Here is a 16,159-nt window from a genome sequence, read left to right on the forward strand (position 1 = left end):
TAAGGTTAAATGTAAGGGTAATTAAATAAGAATCAGAAAACAAGTGCAGGTATACCCTTTCCTGCATATCAAGCATTAATATAGGGATATTCACAGTTGCGCCTAATTTACTATGCCCAAAAAGACTAAAGAATCTCTGCGAAGTGCCCGTTGGTTTGAGCCTGATGATCTCAGGTCATTTGGGCACCGATCTCGCGCCATGCAAATGGGCTACGGCCCTGATGATTGGTCTGGTAAACCTGTGATTGCTATTGTGAATACATGGTCAGACATTAACCCTTGCCATACACACTTTAAGCAACGTGTCGATGATGTGAAGCGTGGCGTATTACAAGCCGGTGGATTTCCAATTGAGTTACCAGCGATTTCGCTTGCAGAGCAATATGTCAAACCAACGACCATGCTCTATCGAAATATGCTCGCCATGGAAACCGAAGAGCTGATTCGTTCTCATCCAGTCGATGGCGCAGTTCTCATGGGTGGCTGCGATAAAACTACGCCAGGCCTAGTGATGGGCGCTCTTTCAGCTGGGCTGCCATTCGTATATTTACCTGCTGGCCCAATGCTGCGTGGTAACTGGAAAGGCAAGATTCTCGGCTCTGGTTCTGATGCTTGGAAGTATTGGGATGAACGCCGTGCTGGGAATATCTCTGAAGCCCAGTGGTTAGAGATGGAGGGTGGTATTGCGCGGAGCCACGGTACCTGTATGACCATGGGTACCGCCGCAACGATGATGGGTATCTCTGAAGCATTAGGTCTTACATTGCCAGGTGCGTCAAGTATTCCGGCAGCAGATGCCAGCCATCCACGCATGGCTGCAGCTTGCGGAAGAAGAATCGTCGAGATGGTTTGGGAGGACTTGACCCCCGCAAAGATTCTCAACAAGACTAGCTTTATCAATGCAATCCATGCTGCCATGGCCATGGGTTGTAGTACCAATGCCATCATTCACTTAATTGCTATGTCACGCCGTGCTGGAAAAGAATGCACGGTAACCTTAGAAGATTTTGATCTAGCGAGTAGGAAAGTACCTGTGATTGCCAATATCAGACCGAGTGGCGATCAATACTTAATGGAAGACTTCTATTATGCCGGCGGTATGCCTGCGCTACTTAAGCAGATGGGAGACCATCTGGACCCAAGTGCGCTGACCATCACCGGTAAAACGATTGGTGAGAACATTCAACACGCCGAAGTCAATAACGAAGATGTCATTAGGCCACTGCACAAAGCGATTTATAAAGAGGGTGCGCTAGCAGTACTCAAAGGCAATATTGCTCCAGGTGGAGCAGTGATTAAGCCAAGCGCCTGTGCTGATAAATTTTTAAAACACACTGGCCCAGCGCTGGTGTTTGATAGTTACCCAGAAATGAAAAAAGCCGTTGAAGATGAAAATCTGGATGTCACTGAAAATCATATTCTTGTATTAAGAAATGCGGGGCCTAAAGGTGGTCCAGGTATGCCAGAGTGGGGGATGTTGCCGATTCCGGTAAAGCTAGTCAAACAAGGTGTAAGAGATATGCTCCGCTTATCTGATGCACGTATGAGCGGTACGAGCTATGGCGCCTGCATTTTGCATGTATCGCCAGAATCCTATATCGGTGGACCACTAGCCCTTGTGAAGACAGGTGACCTCATCACAGTAGATGTGCCCAACAGAAAGATTCATCTAGAGATCAGTGATGAAGAGCTTGATCAAAGAAAAGCAGCATGGACGCCACCAGAACCTAAATACGAACGTGGTTATGGATGGATGTTTAGCAAACACATCTTGCAAGCAGAAGATGGTTGCGACTTTGACTTCCTAGAAACCAGCTTTGGGAAACCAGTGCCAGAGCCGGATATTTTTTAAAGATCAAGAGATGTTGGTGGAGTCGGGCGAGATTCGACCTCGCAACCAATGATTCAAAGTTGGTGAGTGCTGCTAGTAGTCATATTTGCCGTTAGCAGCAACTCAATGCATAGTATTGATCTATTCATTAGAATTAGCTCACCTCATTTAATGCTTTAGCCCATCGCTATTTATGAAAAAATTCGACATTCTCCCAATCCTATTTGGTGTTTTGCTATCAGTCATTGCGCTGTATTTCATGTTGAGACCCTCAACTGCTGCTAGTGCGCCTGAGTCAACCATCCCCGTGGTTAAAGTGGGTAATGTATCTTGGGATCAAACTGAGATGACGATTGGCGATATGAAAACGTTTGCGACTGCTACAGGCTTTGTGAGCCAGGCTGAGAAAAATGGTGGCGGACTGAATTACGAATCTGGATTTGTCAAAAAGTCGGGCTGGACCTGGAAAACCCCCTACGGCGTTCCTGCAAAGGATACTGAGCCCGCAGTTCACCTCAATCAATCTGAAGCGGCATCTGCTTGTCGTTATTTCGGTAAACGTCTGCCTACTGAAGCTGAGTGGACTTCTGCAGCATTTGTAGAGCAACGGGCTAACCCACCTGCAGGCTTTGTCAAGGGTGAGCGTTATCCGTTCCCCGGTGGAAGCACGCCTGCGGTCTCTCATTGCTTAAGTGGCTGTGGTGACTACAAAGGTGTTGCTCCAGCAGGTGCATTAAACCGAGGTACTGGTCATGTCCCTGCGGGCACCACTAAGCCTGGAGTCAATGGTCTATTGGATATGGGCGGTAATGTTTGGGAGTGGACGGCTACTGAGCGCAATGGTGGCTTTATTACTCGTGGCGCTTCCTGGTGGTATGGCCCGGAGAGACAAAAAGAATCTGATGTGGAATCTAAGTCAGCAGATATTGGGGTGGTTTACATTGGATTTCGGTGTGTGGCTGATGCCGTGAAACAATAAGGAATGACCAATCTTGCAGTTGACCCGGCCGCCATTGAAATCACCCCTGAATACCAGGAGGTAATCGATGCCATCGAGCGTCACGACCCTTATATTTTTGTCAGTGGTAAAGCAGGTACTGGTAAAACTACTTTAATTGGCTATCTACGTGAGAACATTCACGGCAACGTAGTGGTCGTTGCACCAACTGGCGTTGCTGCATTGCAAGTGAAGGGTGTCACGATTCACTCCTTTTTTCGCTTGCCACCTCGCTTGATCTTCCCAGAAGAGGATATCAAGCCTCTCAAAGATAAGCGACTGTACAAAGATATTCGGCTCCTGATCATTGATGAGATCTCGATGGTCAGAGTAGATGTAGTAGATGCCATTGATCTATTCCTGCGCGCTAACGGACCTCAAAAGAGTGAACCCTTCGGCGGCATACAGGTGATGTTTGTAGGAGACTTGTTTCAGCTGCCGCCGGTGGTATCTCAAACGGATATGCAAGTGCTCTCAGAGCGCGGTTACGAAGGTCCTTACTTCTTTTGCGCTAATGCGCTGCACCGTAAAGATGTCACGATGGTAGAACTGTCTAAGATCTTCCGCCAAAAAGACGCGCACTTTGCTAGCTTACTTAATCAGATCCGCATCAATCAAGACATTGATGAAGCGCTCAGTACTTTAAATGCCGTCTGCTATGAAACCAAAAAAGAAATTGATGAGCAAACCATCACGCTAACCACCACTAACGCCCGTGCGGACCAAATTAATGGTGCAGGATTACGAGCACTTACAAGCGATGCCAAGGTCTATATGGGAAATAGCACTGGTAAGTTCAATGTGGATGATCGCAATCTACCATCACCCAATCAGCTCACTCTCAAGGTGGGTGCCAAGGTTATGTTTACGGCAACCGATAGCAATTTTCCGAAGCGCTGGGTGAACGGTACTATTGGTGTCGTGCGCGAACTACTACCCAACACTGTAAAAGTGATGGTGCAAAACGGTCCTTACTCCAATACGGTAGAGGTCAAGGGACATCAGTGGGAATCGTATCGCTATGACCACGACATGATGTCTGGCAAGATTTCACCAAACATCATTGGCACCTTTGTGCAGATTCCGCTAATGCTCGCTTGGGCTGTCACCATTCACAAGAGTCAGGGTAAGACTCTGGATAAGATCAAAGTAGACCTCTCCTCAGGGGCATTTGCCTCAGGGCAAGTCTATGTCGCCTTGAGTCGCTGCACATCCATCGAAGGTATTACTCTCGAGCGCCCCATACAACCCAAGGATGTCAGCTGTGACCAAGAGGTGAAGCGTTTCTATCTGAATTGCTTGCCAAGTTAGATTTTCTATCGGCTTGACTCCGCGTTAAAATAGTTATAACATTGTTATTACTATGAAAAAACAGCTGCACCTTCAAATCCGTCAAATAGGTAACTCTCGTGGAGTGGTTATTCCTAAGGCTATTCTTGAGCAGGTAGGTTTTGACGATCAGGCTGATTTGGTGATTGAGGGTGACAAACTCGTCTTAAGTAAACCCAAAAAAAATCCCCGCGAGGGTTGGGCTGAGGATTCAAAAGTAATTGCCGCGGCTGGTGAAGACGGCTTAGTGCTGGGCGACTTTATGAATGAGGGTGATGAGGATTGGGTTTGGTAAAAAGTATCGTTTCTCGTGGAGATATTTGGCTAATTAACTTAGATCCAACCATAGGCAGTGAAATTAAAAAGACTCGACCATGTGTTGTTGTATCTCCACAGGAGATGCATGACTTTTTGCGAACCGTCATTATTGCGCCAATGACTACAAAAGGTAGGTCAGCATCCTATCGCGTGCCAATTACGCATGATGGTAAAAAAGGTTTGGTACTTTTAGACCAGATTCGTACTATAGATAAAGCACGCCTAGTCAAGCGATTAGGTGCCGTCAGTAACAAAACATTGGGGGCTACCCTCGATATTCTCCAGGCAACTTTTGCACCTTAGTGAAAAATTAAAAGCCAGCCGCCAAGCCATCCCGACGATGATCACTTCCGGCAATATAAGCATCCTGAGTTTCTTCACCTAATAGGGCAATCGCTTGAGCGCTTCCAAAGTCTAGGCTGTTCGCTGGCATGACAGTCACTTCATGTCCCATTGCTTTTAATCCTTCGACTACTGCAGTTGGCATGGAAGCTTCAACAGTGAGCTTACCCACATCATCAATTCTCCAGCGAGGCGCATCTGAACAGGCCTGAGGATTGAGGTATTCATCAACAAAGCGCATTACAAACTGAAGATGTCCCTGTGGCTGCATATTGCCACCCATCACACCAAATGCCATAGTGGGTTGATTACCCTTAGTAAGGAATGCGGGGATGATGGTGTGAAAAGGACGCTTACCTGGTGCCACTTGATTCGGATGGCCATCGACCAAACTAAAGCTCATGCCACGGTTATGAAAGGCAATGCCACCTGGAGCAACTACACCAGAACCAAAGCCTTTGAAGTTCGACTGAATATAAGAAATCATCATGCCGCTCTCATCCGCAGCGCACAAGTAAACGGTGCCTCCAGCATGTGGATCTCCAGCGCCGTAGCTGCCTGCTTGATTGTGATTAATCAGAGCAGCACGGCTAGCCAAATAATCTCTGTCTAATAGGGCGCTCGCTGGCACTTTCATGGTGCTGGCATCGGATACATGAGCGTAAGCATCAGCAAAGGCGATACGCATGGCTTCTACTTGCAGGTGGATGCGCTGCGCAGAATTCGCTGGATATTGTTTTGCATTTGCCGCTTGTAAAATACCGAGTGCCATCTGGGCTGCAATGCCAGAACCATTGGGAGGAATCTCATGCAAGGTGTAATCGCCATAATCAAATGCCAATGGCTCAACCCAGTCCGTTTGATTAGCAGCAAAATCTGCCATGGTGAAACAGCCACCCGTGCTTTGAGCAAAGTCAACCATGCTTTGAGCTAATTTTCCTGTGTAAAAAGATTCGCCTTCAGTGTTGGCGATCTCACGCAAAGTATTGGCTTGGGCGGGGTAGCGCCAAAGTTGACCGGCAGTAGGTGCCTTGCCATCAATCAAAAAGGATTCACTAAAACCAGGTTCATTCTTCAAAACGGGAATGGCTTCGCGCCATTGACGGACGATTACTGGTGAGACTGGAAAGCCGTTTTCAGCATAGTCAATAGCGCGCTTGAAGAGTTGCGCAAAAGGCAGCTTGCCAAATTTACGAGATAACTCAATCCAACCCGAAACCATGCCAGGTACGGTCACGGTATTCCAGCCAATCAAATCCATGGCGGTTTTGCCAGAAAAATATTCCGGCGTCCAAGCAGCTGGGGCACGACCGGAGGCATTCATACCATGGAGTTTTTTCCCATCCCAAATGAGAGCAAAGCCATCGCCACCAAGACCATTCATCGTGGGTTCAACCACGGTCAGTGTGATCGCAGTCGCTAAGGCTGCATCAACTGCATTGCCGCCATGTTGTAAAGCCTCAATGCCTGCCTGTGTTGCCAATGGCTGTGAACTAGCAACTGCATTTTTAGCAAGGACTGGGGCACGGCCGCCACCAAAGGGAGGGGAAATTAACATGGATCTGATCTATTCAATAAGAAGGTGTGAGCAAAAGGAATGGGCAATTAGTCAATTTTAACGTTGGCTGCTTTTACTGCCTTCGCCCACTTGTCCTGCTCGCTTTGCGTGATCAAAGTTAATTGCTCGGAGTTAGCAAATTGTGGGTGAATACCTTGGGTTGCTAAACGCGCTTTGAAGTCGGGGTTAGTCAGAATCTTACGGATCTCCCTTTCCAGCTTGGCAATGATTGCTGGAGAAGTACCCTTAGGTACATAAACCGCGTAAAAGTTTTCCACATCAAACTGCTTCATACCATCTTGTCCTAAGGTGGGGACATTGGGCATTAATGGTGAGCGCTCTGCTGCAGCAATAGCAATAGGGCGTAACTTACCACTCTGAATATGTGGCAGTGATGCTGTCACGCTATCAAACATCATGAGCGTGTTACCGGCAATTAAATCAGGTAAGGCGAAAGAACTACCTTTGTAAGGAATATGTGTACCGGTGGCTCCGATACGTTGCATAAATAGAGTGGACTCTAAGTGAGAGAGGCTGCCATTACCTTGAGACGCATAATTGAAGTCACCTTTTTTCGATTTAATGAAAGTAATTAACTCCGACAGGTTTTTAGCTGGAACTGTGGGGTTGACAACAATCAGGTGAGGAATAGTGCCAACGAGAGCAACAGGTGCAAAATCCTTTGTAAGGTCTGCTGGCGGATTTTTGAAGAGTGCTTGTGAAATAGACTGATTAGTCATCGCACTGAAGTGAATGGTGTAACCATCTGGAGCGGCCTTGGCTGCTGCGCCCAAGCCAATCATGCCACCTGCCCCCGGTTTATTTTCAATCACAATCGCTTGTCCGAGAGCCTCGCCCAAGGGAGCCATAACGGCACGAGCAAATACGTCGGTAGAACCACCTGCAGGAAATGACAAAACTGCGACGATTGGTTTTTTAGGCCAATCCGTATCTGGTGCAGCTAGCACTTGTCCACACAAGCTTGAAATGATTGCAAGCCCGAGGAATGGTTTTGAAAAACGATTCAAGAAGTTCATGACATTGTCCAGTGGGTAAGTAGGTAAAAATAAGTAGGTAATATAGTATTGGAAATCACCCAAGGGGTGTAAAGCGAATAATAAAAGTTAAATTGAGACAACTATGACTGCAGCACTTCAAACACCTTCAGCTATTGATATGTCGGCCTATTGGTTGCCATACACGCCAAATCGTTACTTTCATCAGCATCCAAAAGTAATGCAGTCAGCCATAGGAGCTTACTACTTTGATGACCATGGTCGTAAGTTATTCGATGGATTATCGGGCTTGTGGTGCTCACCTTTGGGGCATGCTGATCCACGAATTGGTGCAGCCATTCAAAAGCAGTATGAAACCATGGACTATTGCCCTGCATTTCAGATGGCGAGTGAGGCTACTTTTACTTTGGCCAGTCGCATTGTTGATCTGGCGCCAACAGGCTTAGATAAAGTATTTTTTACCAACTCTGGATCTGAAGCTGTAGATACAGCACTCAAAATGGCGGTTGCCTATCATCGATGCATGGGTAATGCCTCACGCTTTCGGATGATTGGGCGCGAGCGCGCTTATCACGGTGTTGGTATTGGTGGCATCTCCGTTGGCGGCATTGTGGCCAATCGCAAGGCATTTGCTGGAATGATGATGCCCGGAGTAGATCACCTACCGCACACATTCAATCTCTCACAAATGGCTTACTCAAAAGGGCAGCCTACGTGGGGCGCACACTTAGCTGATGAGCTAGAAAATATTGTCACTTTGCATGATGCCAACACGATTGCTGCAGTAATCCTAGAGCCAGTGCAGGGATCGACGGGGGTGATTGTGCCCCCACAAGGTTATTTACAGAAGATTCGGGATATTTGTACAAAGCACGGCATCTTGTTGATCTTTGATGAAGTTATTACGGGCTTCGGGCGCTTAGGAGCGAACTTTGGTGCAGATCGTTTTGGTGTGACGCCAGATATGATCACTTTTGCAAAAGCCATTACCAACGGTGTGATTCCGATGGGCGGTGTATTGGTGCGCGGAGATATTTACGATGCCATCATGTCGCAAGGCGGGCAAGAGCAAGCGATTGAATTCTTCCATGGCTACACTTACTCTGGCCATCCTATTCCTACAGCTGCCGCTCATGCCGTACTGGATATTTTTGAATCTGATGATTTAGTCGATCGCGCTAAAGCACTGGAACCGGTCTTAGAAAATTCCCTGCACGCCCTCAAGGGAAAAACAGGCTTACTGGATATTCGTAACTTTGGTCTTTCTGGTGCGGTCGATTTAGTGCCCATTGCTGGTAAGCCAGGATTGCGAGCCATGAAGACTTTAGAGGCTTGTATTGAAAGAGGTGCCTTAGTGCGTATTACGAACGACACGATTGCAGTTGGCCCTCCATTTATTTCAACGCCAGCCGAAGTCGAGTTCTTGGTGAGTGTTCTGAGTGATGCGATTGATGATGCTATGAAGATCAGCTAATGACGAGCGCTAGCAGAATGCTAGTTAAATAAGTGATACAGAATGGGGATGGCTACCGCGCTAATGACCCCATTCATTCCCATAGCAAGACTGGCATAAGTTCCTGCCTCAGGATGAATGCTAAATGCACGCGAGGTACCAATGCCGTGAGCGCCAATGCCAATAGCAAAACCACGCTGCCACCATGCTTTCATTCCCAGCGCATTCAGAATAAAGGGGGCCAGAATAGCCCCGAGGATGCCGGTAGTGACGGCAAAAATGGCGGTTAAGGTCGGGGATACGCCAATACGCTCAGCAATACCCATGGCAATAGGTGCGGTAACTGATTTGGGATACATGGCACCCGTAATGCTGGAGTCGGCGCCGAGTAATTTAGCAATGTTTACTGCGCCCACAATGGATACCAAGCCACCTGCAATTAAAGAGGCCAGCAAGGGAAGTGATCGACCCTTCAAACTACTCAAGCCTCTATAAATAGGGATGGCTAGAGAGACGGTTGCAGAGCCCAATAAGAAGTGGATAAATTGCGCACCCTCAAAGTAGGTGGAATACGGCATTTCAACAAATTGAATGATGCTGGCGACCAGAATGATCGCAATTGCTACTGGGTTGGCTAAGGGATTCTGTTTGGCAGCTTTATAAATCGAGAGACCTACTTGATAGGCCGCCAAAGTAATAAAGAGGGCGAATAAAGGGCTGCCCGAGAGATAAACCCAAATCTCCACAATCGAGTGTTTTTCGTTCATTGCCCTGTCTCTTTTGGCTTTGCGCTCAAAAAGCGGACCACTATCGCGCTCGTGGCAATGGTGAGAATCACGCTACCGACCAAGGCGCTGATGATTGCTAGGGCATTGGCCTTCAGTTGGGGTAAAAATAGCACCACCCCAACGGCCGCCGGAACAAATAAGAGGCCGAGGTATTGGCTAAAGCCATCGGCCACCAATGCGAGTTCATGATTAATCCCTTTGCGGAGCACCAGCCAAATAATCAGTAGCACCAAGCCAATCACGGGACCAGGGAGGGTGGGTAGGGCAAATTTGGAGACTAGCTCACCCAGGCTTTGAAAGAGAAGGATTTGGACAAGGCCCGAGATCATGTCTTGATCTTACTGCTCTGCAATATATGTTGCAAAGCAATAAATTATTTCTTCGTTAAGATAATTACTACAACAAGAGGGTCTTTGTCTCTTGGATAAGGCTTGATATAAAAAACACTAAGGAGAATGGGCATGGCTGACTTAAACGTCAACGGTAAAAAGTACAAGGTGGATGTTGATCCAGAAACCCCTTTGTTATGGGCGATTCGTGATCATGTTGGATTAACGGGTACTAAATATGGTTGCGGTGTGGGTCAGTGTGGTGCATGTACTGTTTTGTTTGATGGCCAAGCAATCCGTAGTTGCGCTATTCCGGTAAGTGCAGCCGTAGGTAAAAAGATTGAAACTATTGAGAGCCTGGAAAAAAATGGCCAGCTCTCTAAAGTGCAAAAAGCGTGGGTTGACAATCAGGTGCCGCAATGTGGCTACTGCCAGTCTGGCATGGTGATGGCAACTACGGCCCTATTGCGCAACACCCCAAAACCAACTGATGCTCAGATTGATGCTGCGGTCACCAATATCTGCCGCTGCGGAACCTTCCAACAAGTGCGTGATGCTATTCATGCTGTGAGCAAGGCATAAGGAGCAATCATGACAAAAACTATTAATACAAACACTACCAACGCTACCAACACTTCACGTCGCCACTTTATTGTTGGATCAAGCGCTATCGCAACTGGTCTAGCAATTGGCTTTGACTTCTCCTTCATCTCATCAGCAAATGCTGCTATGGGGACTGGCACAACTGCTATGGCCCCACTCGCAACACCAGAGATTGGTGTTTGGGTGGTGATTAAGCCAAACGATGACATCGTTGTGCGTATCGTCCGCTCGGAGATGGGTCAGGGAACTATTACTGGCTTAGCCCAAATGGTTGCTGAAGAATTACAGTGCGACTGGAAAAAAGTATCTTACGAGTACCCATCGCCAGCTGAGAGTCTCAAGCGTAAGCAAGCATGGGGTAGCTACTCTACTGGTGGTAGTCGCGGTATTCGTACTTCTGAGCAGTATGTTCGTAAGGGTGGAGCAGCTGCTCGCATCATGTTGGTACAGGCTGCAGCTAATCAATGGAATGTCCCAGTGTCTGAGTGCGTAGCTAAAGACAGCGTCATTACACACACCCCATCTGGTCGTAAAACTACTTTTGGAAAAGTATCAGTTGCTGCATCTCAGTTAGAAGTGCCAAAGGAGATTGCTCTTAAAGATCCTAAAGAGTGGACTGTGATCGGCAAGTCATTGAATCGTATTGATGGCACGGCTGACAAGGTCACCGGTAAGCAAATCTATGCCATTGACCTCAAGTTGCCTGGCATGCTGGTTGCCACTATTAAAGAGTCTCCAGTATTTGGCGGTAAGGTCAAAAGCTACGATGCCACCAAGGCTAGCAGTATCAAAGGGGTGAAGAAGGTCATTCAAGTAAATGATTCTTCGATTGCCGTGATTGCTGATACTTTCTGGCAGGCAAAGACGGGTTTAGATGCCGTCAATATTGTTTGGGATAACGGTAGCAATGGGGATGTTTCTAGCGCAACGATTAAGAAAATGCTCGAAGAGGGGCTGACAGCTAACGATACTTTTGTAGGCAACTCCAATGGTGATGCTAAGGAAGCGATTGCTAAGGCATCTAAAAAGATTGAGGCAACCTATTTCTATCCATTCTTAAACCATGCAACGCTAGAGCCACAAACTGCAACGGCAAAGTGGACGCCAGATTCTTGCGAAGCTTGGGTTCCAACCCAAGATGGTGAAGCATCCTTGGCTGCGGTAATTGCTGCTTCAGGCTTGCCTTCAGAAAAATGTAATGTGTATAAGGTCAACCTCGGTGGTGGATTTGGTCGTCGCGGCGCCTTCCAGGATTACACAACTCAGGCTGTCAATATCGCCAAGCAAATGCCGGGCACACCAATCAAATTGATTTGGACTCGCGAAGAGGATATGACGCAGGGTCGTTATCACCCGGTGATGATGTGCAAAATGACTGCCGCGATTGACGATAAGAAAAATATTACTGGCCTAGATATGCGTTTGTCCGGCCAATCTATTTTGGCAACAGTGCGTCCAGCAGTAGTGGCGGCTAATAAGGGTAAGGATCCTGTAGTGTTTCAGGGATTAGATCCTGCGGGTGAGCATGGCATTACTTATAGCTTTCCGAATTTGATGGTTGACCATGCAATGCGAAATACCCATGTGCCACCAGGTTTCTGGCGTGGCGTGAACGTCAATCAAAATGCCGTCTTCCTGGAAACCTTTATGGATGAAATGGCTGAAGCTACCGGTGTTGACGCTGTGGAATTCCGTCGCAAGCATATGGAGAAATTCCCTCGTGCAATCGCCGTTCTCAATGCCGTAGCAGATGGCATTGGTTGGAATAAGCCAGCTAAGCCAGGTGTTTTCCGCGGTGTCGCCCAAATGCGCTCATTTGGAAGTTATGTAGCTGCCGCTTGCGAGTTATCAGTCACTAATGGGAATGAAGTAAAAATTCATCGCATTGTGGCTGCAACCGACCCTGGTTATGTAGTCAATCCAGCACAAGTTGCTCGTCAAGTTTCTGGTTCGTTTGTGTACGGCTTATCCGCTCTCTTCGAAGAAGAAATTACGATCGAGAAGGGCGCGGTTGTGCAGAAGAACTTTGATACCTTCAATTCCATTCGCCTGTCTCAGATGCCTAAGGTAGAGACGATCATCATTCAAGGTGGTGGTAAGGATTGGGGTGGTGTTGGAGAGCCAACGATTGCCGTGGCAGCACCAGCGGTTCTCAATGCGATCTACCGTGCCACAGGCAAGCGCTTGCGCACAGTCCCATTGAAAAACAGCGGCATTAAGTTGGTTTAATGATGATAGGCAAGCAGGAATGAGACGAACGCTAGCAGCTTTATTGCTAGGGACCTCGACTCTTTTCCTGCCTTGCTTAGCGCACTCTCAAACCTGGGTGGGGGATTCGATTGTGAATCCCCTTACTTCTTCCCCGGGGGATGCTGTGAAGGGGCGTGCAATAGTAGCTAGTCGTCAAGTCGGTTTATGTTTGCTGTGCCATAGTGGACCATTTCCGGAAGAGCGCTTTCAGGGTAATCTAGCGCCGGACTTAATTGCTAGCGTCGGCCAATCCACTCCAGCTCAATTACGGGCTCGATTAGTTGATCCAAGCCGCTTGAACCCAGGAAGTATCATGCCGGCGTACTATCGTACTTCTGGTCTGAGTCGTGTGGCCCCCAAGTTTGCTGATCAGACCATTCTGACTGGCCAAGAGATAGAAGATGTTGTGGCTTTTTTAGTGAGCCTTCAATAACCAACTGAAATTATGAAATCAATATGACTGAGTTCAATCCGAGTTCAAACCCCATCAAACTGAGTCGGCGTATGTATTTGTCTGCGCTGGGTCTTTTAGGTCTATCCACTTGGATGGCTCCGAGTTTGACGATGGCTAAAAAGCCAGATGCAATGGAAGCGATCGCAAAAATCGCTGGCTCGAACACTATTCGTGATGGCCGAGTGAAGTTGGTGATTCCGCCTTTGGTGGAGAGTGGCAACTTGGTGGTTCTCAAGCTCTCCATAGAAAGCCCCATGACAGCAAATGATTACGTTAAGGCGGTGCATGTGATTGCTGAAGAGAATCCATCCCCCAATATATTCACTGCGTATTTCACACCCCGTTCCGGCCGCGCTGAGTTAACTACTCGGGTGAGGTTGGCTGACTCACAACGGGTATGGGCTATTGCACAAATGAGTGATGGTAGCTTTTGGCAGGGATATGCCGATACGCTAGTTACTCTTTCAGCTTGCACGGAGATGATATGAGTAAGACCTCCCGCACTGGTATCACGATGCCAGTCCAAGCAAAAAAAGGTGCCATTATTGAAATTCGGGCAATTGCTCAGCATGATATGGAGACAGGCTATCGATATACAGAGGATGGAAAGCGGATCCCACGCGACATCATTCGCCTCTTTACCTGTCAATACAACGGCGAGGAAGTATTCAGAGCGGATTTTTATCCAGGCATCGGCGCTAACCCCCTTATTATTTTCACTACCGTAGCAGTAGCCTCTGGCACGCTCGTATTTAAGTGGGTGGGGGATGGTGGCTATGAGGCAGTAAACCAGGCGCAAATTACCGTCTCGTGAATCTGTTCGTTTTCTGCCTTCGTGTATTACCGCTATTGCTCATTCTGATTGGCGTTGATTCTAGTCAGGCACTTGAAGTCTCAAAAGATACTCGGCAATCAAGCTATTACTTGATGACACCAGAAAATCGGGCAATGCAAGATGACGCTAATCTTAACCCCGCTTTATTTTGGGTCATGGATGGTCAGAGCCTCTGGAAAGAAAAGACCGGAACAAAGAACATCGCATGTGCATCCTGTCATGGTGATAGTGGGCAAAAGATGGCTGGTGTAGCCACACAGTTTCCTAAGATGCAGAAAGGCAAGTTGCAGACCCTGGAGGGGCAAATTAATCAGTGTCGGTCATCACGACAAGAGGCCCCGGTACTAGCTTATGAGAGTAAAGAACTCCTAGCCTTAACAACATGGGTAGCAAGTCAATCCAAGGGTATGCCAATCGCCGTTCAAGAAACGCCTCAGAATAAAAAAGATCTACAACAAGGCCGTCAGTTCTTTAATGAAAGAATGGGTCAACTCAACTTATCTTGCGCCCAATGTCATCAAGATCGCGCTGGCTTGAAATTAGGAGGAAGTCTCATTCCTCAGGGGCACCCAACTGCCTACCCAATTTACCGAATTGAATGGCAGACCATGGGGTCTTTACAAAGACGTTTACGCAACTGTATGAGTGGGGTGCGCGCTCAGCAGTTTGAGTACGGCTCGCAAGAGATGGCTCAGTTAGAGTTGTTTCTGATGTGGCGGGCTAGAGGCATGCCCCTAGAAACTCCAGGGGTCCGGCCTTGAGTACAGCTTAGTCTGAGAAAACGACTGAAGTTGCACCATTAATCAAAACACGGTCATGCAAATAGTAGCGCAGGGCGCGTGAGAGTACGGTGCGCTCTAGATCTCGACCCTTGCGAACTAAGTCTTCAGGCGTATCGCCATGGGTGACACGAGTCACGTCTTGCTCAATGATTGGACCTTCATCTAAATCACTGGTCACAAAGTGTGCGGTCGCGCCAATCAACTTGATGCCGCGAGCATGGGCTTGATGGTAAGGCTTGGCGCCTTTAAAGCTCGGCAAGAATGAGTGGTGAACGTTGATGCAGCGTCCAGATAATTTGGTGGATAAATCATCCGACAGAATTTGCATGTAGCGCGCCAAAATAACCATGTCGACTTTTGCATCAGCAACAATTTCAAGGAGCTTTGCTTCTTGCTTTGCCTTCGTCTCTGGCGTCACCGGTAAGTGATAAAACGGAATATCCGCAAAATCAATACTAGAGTAAACCTCACGCGGATGATTGGAAACAATCCCACTGATAATCATTGGCAACTCACCAATACGCCAACGATAGAGAAGATCTACCAAGCAATGATCTAGCTTGGATGCCATGATCAGCACTCGCTTTAAATCTTTTACAGCGCGCAAGTCCCAAGTGAGATCAAAGCGCTTAGCAATGTCTACAAAGCCAGCTTTGAGAGATTTGGTATCAGCGCTACAGCTAAAGCTCACGCGCATGAAGAAGCGTTTAGAGGCTTTGTCATCAAATTGCTGAGCTTCCTCAATATCACCACCTAATTCAAAGATATAGGTTGAAACGGCTGCAACAATGCCCGGTCTATTAGGGCAAGTAAGTGTGAGGTAGTAGTTTTCTGTGGTCATGACTTTAAAAGGGGGAAAGATTACTTTTAGGACGTAATTTTAGACTGCTTATTTGGTGGTAGTGAGGCTATCTGCTGGACCTAGGTAGGGCTCGCTCATATCTTTGATTTTGGGAACGGGGATATCCGAACAAATCGGCTTTGGTCCTAAGGCATTCAGAAAATTGCAATCTTGCTTGGTTGCCGCGGAGGCGGCGTGTTCCAAAGGGGACTTGCCAGTGGTTACAGTAGAGATAGCACTAGCTGCAGTTGAAGGGTTGGCTACTGCTGCCGATACCGCTACTGAGCCTGCAGAGCTTGCAGCGGTAGTGGCAGATCCTCCTAAAGCCATTAATGGCGCTGCACAAGCACTCAAATTGAAGCAAAGAACAATGCATCCAAAAGCAGTCCAGCCCGATGGGTTTGGTCTGCTTTGACGGACATTCAAAATGGGA

Annotated in this window: 18 protein-coding genes; 13 read left to right on the forward strand and 5 right to left on the reverse strand. The window is 47.6% G+C overall.

Annotated elements, in window-relative coordinates; all coding sequences use genetic code 11:
* Positions 1–112 precede the first annotated feature (112 nt).
* From araD to ICV89_RS03540, 5 genes are all read left to right on the forward strand, one after another.
* Positions 113–1,852, forward strand: coding sequence for an L-arabinonate dehydratase (araD, locus tag ICV89_RS03520; RefSeq protein ID WP_215309739.1), 1,740 nt, complete (start codon positions 113–115; stop codon positions 1,850–1,852).
* A 172-nt stretch (positions 1,853–2,024) separates the two neighbouring features.
* Entirely contained in the window at positions 2,025–2,810 is a 786-nt protein-coding gene (locus ICV89_RS03525) for an SUMF1/EgtB/PvdO family nonheme iron enzyme (protein WP_215309741.1), read from the forward strand.
* Positions 2,811–2,813: 3 nt separating this feature from the next.
* Positions 2,814–4,139, forward strand: a complete 1,326-nt coding sequence (locus ICV89_RS10980) for an ATP-dependent RecD-like DNA helicase (protein ID WP_215309743.1) — start codon at positions 2,814–2,816, stop codon at positions 4,137–4,139.
* Positions 4,140–4,191: 52 nt separating this feature from the next.
* Positions 4,192–4,452, forward strand: coding sequence for an AbrB/MazE/SpoVT family DNA-binding domain-containing protein (locus ICV89_RS03535; RefSeq protein ID WP_251370900.1), 261 nt, complete (start codon positions 4,192–4,194; stop codon positions 4,450–4,452).
* Positions 4,453–4,457: 5 nt separating this feature from the next.
* Complete coding sequence (locus ICV89_RS03540; RefSeq protein WP_215310306.1) at positions 4,458–4,778, forward strand: type II toxin-antitoxin system PemK/MazF family toxin; 321 nt, start codon at positions 4,458–4,460, stop codon at positions 4,776–4,778.
* 7 nt (positions 4,779–4,785) lie between these two features.
* Here ICV89_RS03540 and ICV89_RS03545 read toward each other — a convergent pair whose 3' ends face one another.
* Both ICV89_RS03545 and ICV89_RS03550 read right to left on the reverse strand, forming a co-directional pair.
* Positions 4,786–6,375 (reverse strand): gamma-glutamyltransferase family protein, encoded by a 1,590-nt coding sequence (locus ICV89_RS03545; RefSeq protein WP_215309745.1) that lies wholly within the window; start codon positions 6,373–6,375, stop codon positions 4,786–4,788.
* A gap of 47 nt (positions 6,376–6,422) precedes the next feature.
* Complete coding sequence (locus tag ICV89_RS03550; RefSeq protein ID WP_215309747.1) at positions 6,423–7,412, reverse strand: tripartite tricarboxylate transporter substrate binding protein; 990 nt, start codon at positions 7,410–7,412, stop codon at positions 6,423–6,425.
* A gap of 103 nt (positions 7,413–7,515) precedes the next feature.
* Between ICV89_RS03550 and ICV89_RS03555 the strand changes: the two genes are divergently transcribed.
* A complete protein-coding gene (locus ICV89_RS03555) occupies positions 7,516–8,865 on the forward strand; it encodes an aminotransferase class III-fold pyridoxal phosphate-dependent enzyme (protein ID WP_215309749.1) in 1,350 nt (449 codons plus the stop codon).
* 20 nt (positions 8,866–8,885) lie between these two features.
* Here the strand turns inward: ICV89_RS03555 and ICV89_RS03560 are convergent, their stop codons facing one another.
* Positions 8,886–9,611 carry an LrgB family protein gene (locus ICV89_RS03560; protein ID WP_215309751.1) on the reverse strand — a complete coding sequence of 242 codons (726 nt, stop codon included), beginning with the start codon at positions 9,609–9,611 and terminating at the stop codon, positions 8,886–8,888.
* Positions 9,608–9,961: a CidA/LrgA family protein gene (locus tag ICV89_RS03565; RefSeq protein WP_215309752.1), complete on the reverse strand. Its 354-nt coding sequence runs from the start codon at positions 9,959–9,961 to the stop codon at positions 9,608–9,610. Before ICV89_RS03565 ends, ICV89_RS03560 begins: the two co-directional genes overlap by 4 nt.
* A 132-nt stretch (positions 9,962–10,093) precedes the next feature.
* Here ICV89_RS03565 and ICV89_RS03570 point away from each other — a divergent pair, with 132 nt between their 5' ends.
* The 6 genes from ICV89_RS03570 to soxA are packed head-to-tail and all read left to right on the forward strand — an operon-like array spanning position 10,094 to position 14,864.
* Positions 10,094–10,543, forward strand: coding sequence for a (2Fe-2S)-binding protein (locus ICV89_RS03570; protein ID WP_215309754.1), 450 nt, complete (start codon positions 10,094–10,096; stop codon positions 10,541–10,543).
* A gap of 9 nt (positions 10,544–10,552) precedes the next feature.
* Positions 10,553–12,793, forward strand: a complete 2,241-nt coding sequence (locus ICV89_RS03575) for a xanthine dehydrogenase family protein molybdopterin-binding subunit (RefSeq protein ID WP_215309756.1) — start codon at positions 10,553–10,555, stop codon at positions 12,791–12,793.
* A 19-nt stretch (positions 12,794–12,812) separates the two neighbouring features.
* Positions 12,813–13,247 carry a sulfur oxidation c-type cytochrome SoxX gene (gene soxX / locus ICV89_RS03580; protein ID WP_215309758.1) on the forward strand — a complete coding sequence of 145 codons (435 nt, stop codon included), beginning with the start codon at positions 12,813–12,815 and terminating at the stop codon, positions 13,245–13,247.
* A gap of 23 nt (positions 13,248–13,270) precedes the next feature.
* Positions 13,271–13,756: a SoxY-related AACIE arm protein gene (locus ICV89_RS03585; protein WP_215309760.1), complete on the forward strand. Its 486-nt coding sequence runs from the start codon at positions 13,271–13,273 to the stop codon at positions 13,754–13,756.
* A complete protein-coding gene (locus ICV89_RS03590; protein ID WP_215309762.1) occupies positions 13,753–14,082 on the forward strand; it encodes a thiosulfate oxidation carrier complex protein SoxZ in 330 nt (109 codons plus the stop codon). The genes ICV89_RS03585 and ICV89_RS03590 overlap by 4 nt, the downstream gene beginning before the upstream one ends.
* Positions 14,079–14,864, forward strand: coding sequence for a sulfur oxidation c-type cytochrome SoxA (gene soxA, locus ICV89_RS03595; protein WP_251370901.1), 786 nt, complete (start codon positions 14,079–14,081; stop codon positions 14,862–14,864). Before ICV89_RS03590 ends, soxA begins: the two co-directional genes overlap by 4 nt.
* Before the next feature lie 7 nt (positions 14,865–14,871).
* On the opposite strand, the gene purU is transcribed toward soxA, so the two are convergent.
* A complete protein-coding gene (purU, locus tag ICV89_RS03600) occupies positions 14,872–15,726 on the reverse strand; it encodes a formyltetrahydrofolate deformylase (RefSeq protein ID WP_215309764.1) in 855 nt (284 codons plus the stop codon).
* Positions 15,727–15,889: 163 nt separating this feature from the next.
* Here purU and ICV89_RS03605 point away from each other — a divergent pair, with 163 nt between their 5' ends.
* Positions 15,890–16,141, forward strand: coding sequence for a hypothetical protein (locus tag ICV89_RS03605; RefSeq protein WP_215309766.1), 252 nt, complete (start codon positions 15,890–15,892; stop codon positions 16,139–16,141).
* The last annotated feature ends 18 nt before the right edge of the window (positions 16,142–16,159 follow it).

Source organism: Polynucleobacter sp. Adler-ghost, from assembly GCF_018688495.1.
In the GTDB taxonomy this organism is placed as follows: domain Bacteria; phylum Pseudomonadota; class Gammaproteobacteria; order Burkholderiales; family Burkholderiaceae; genus Polynucleobacter.

Bases quoted from the DNA above. Each gene is read 5' to 3' on its own strand.
- ICV89_RS03525 (WP_215309741.1), top strand. From the start codon at position 2,025: ATGAAAAAATTCGACATTCTCCCAATCCTATTTGGTGTTTTGCTATCA.
- purU (WP_215309764.1), bottom strand. From the start codon at position 15,726: ATGACCACAGAAAACTACTACCTCACACTTACTTGCCCTAATAGACCG.
- ICV89_RS03555 (WP_215309749.1), top strand. From the start codon at position 7,516: ATGACTGCAGCACTTCAAACACCTTCAGCTATTGATATGTCGGCCTAT.
- araD (WP_215309739.1), top strand. From the start codon at position 113: ATGCCCAAAAAGACTAAAGAATCTCTGCGAAGTGCCCGTTGGTTTGAG.
- ICV89_RS03565 (WP_215309752.1), bottom strand. From the start codon at position 9,961: ATGATCTCGGGCCTTGTCCAAATCCTTCTCTTTCAAAGCCTGGGTGAG.
- ICV89_RS03550 (WP_215309747.1), bottom strand. From the start codon at position 7,412: ATGAACTTCTTGAATCGTTTTTCAAAACCATTCCTCGGGCTTGCAATC.
- ICV89_RS03535 (WP_251370900.1), top strand. From the start codon at position 4,192: ATGAAAAAACAGCTGCACCTTCAAATCCGTCAAATAGGTAACTCTCGT.
- ICV89_RS03570 (WP_215309754.1), top strand. From the start codon at position 10,094: ATGGCTGACTTAAACGTCAACGGTAAAAAGTACAAGGTGGATGTTGAT.
- soxX (WP_215309758.1), top strand. From the start codon at position 12,813: ATGAGACGAACGCTAGCAGCTTTATTGCTAGGGACCTCGACTCTTTTC.
- ICV89_RS03585 (WP_215309760.1), top strand. From the start codon at position 13,271: ATGACTGAGTTCAATCCGAGTTCAAACCCCATCAAACTGAGTCGGCGT.
- ICV89_RS03560 (WP_215309751.1), bottom strand. From the start codon at position 9,611: ATGAACGAAAAACACTCGATTGTGGAGATTTGGGTTTATCTCTCGGGC.
- ICV89_RS03575 (WP_215309756.1), top strand. From the start codon at position 10,553: ATGACAAAAACTATTAATACAAACACTACCAACGCTACCAACACTTCA.
- ICV89_RS10980 (WP_215309743.1), top strand. From the start codon at position 2,814: ATGACCAATCTTGCAGTTGACCCGGCCGCCATTGAAATCACCCCTGAA.
- ICV89_RS03590 (WP_215309762.1), top strand. From the start codon at position 13,753: ATGAGTAAGACCTCCCGCACTGGTATCACGATGCCAGTCCAAGCAAAA.
- ICV89_RS03545 (WP_215309745.1), bottom strand. From the start codon at position 6,375: ATGTTAATTTCCCCTCCCTTTGGTGGCGGCCGTGCCCCAGTCCTTGCT.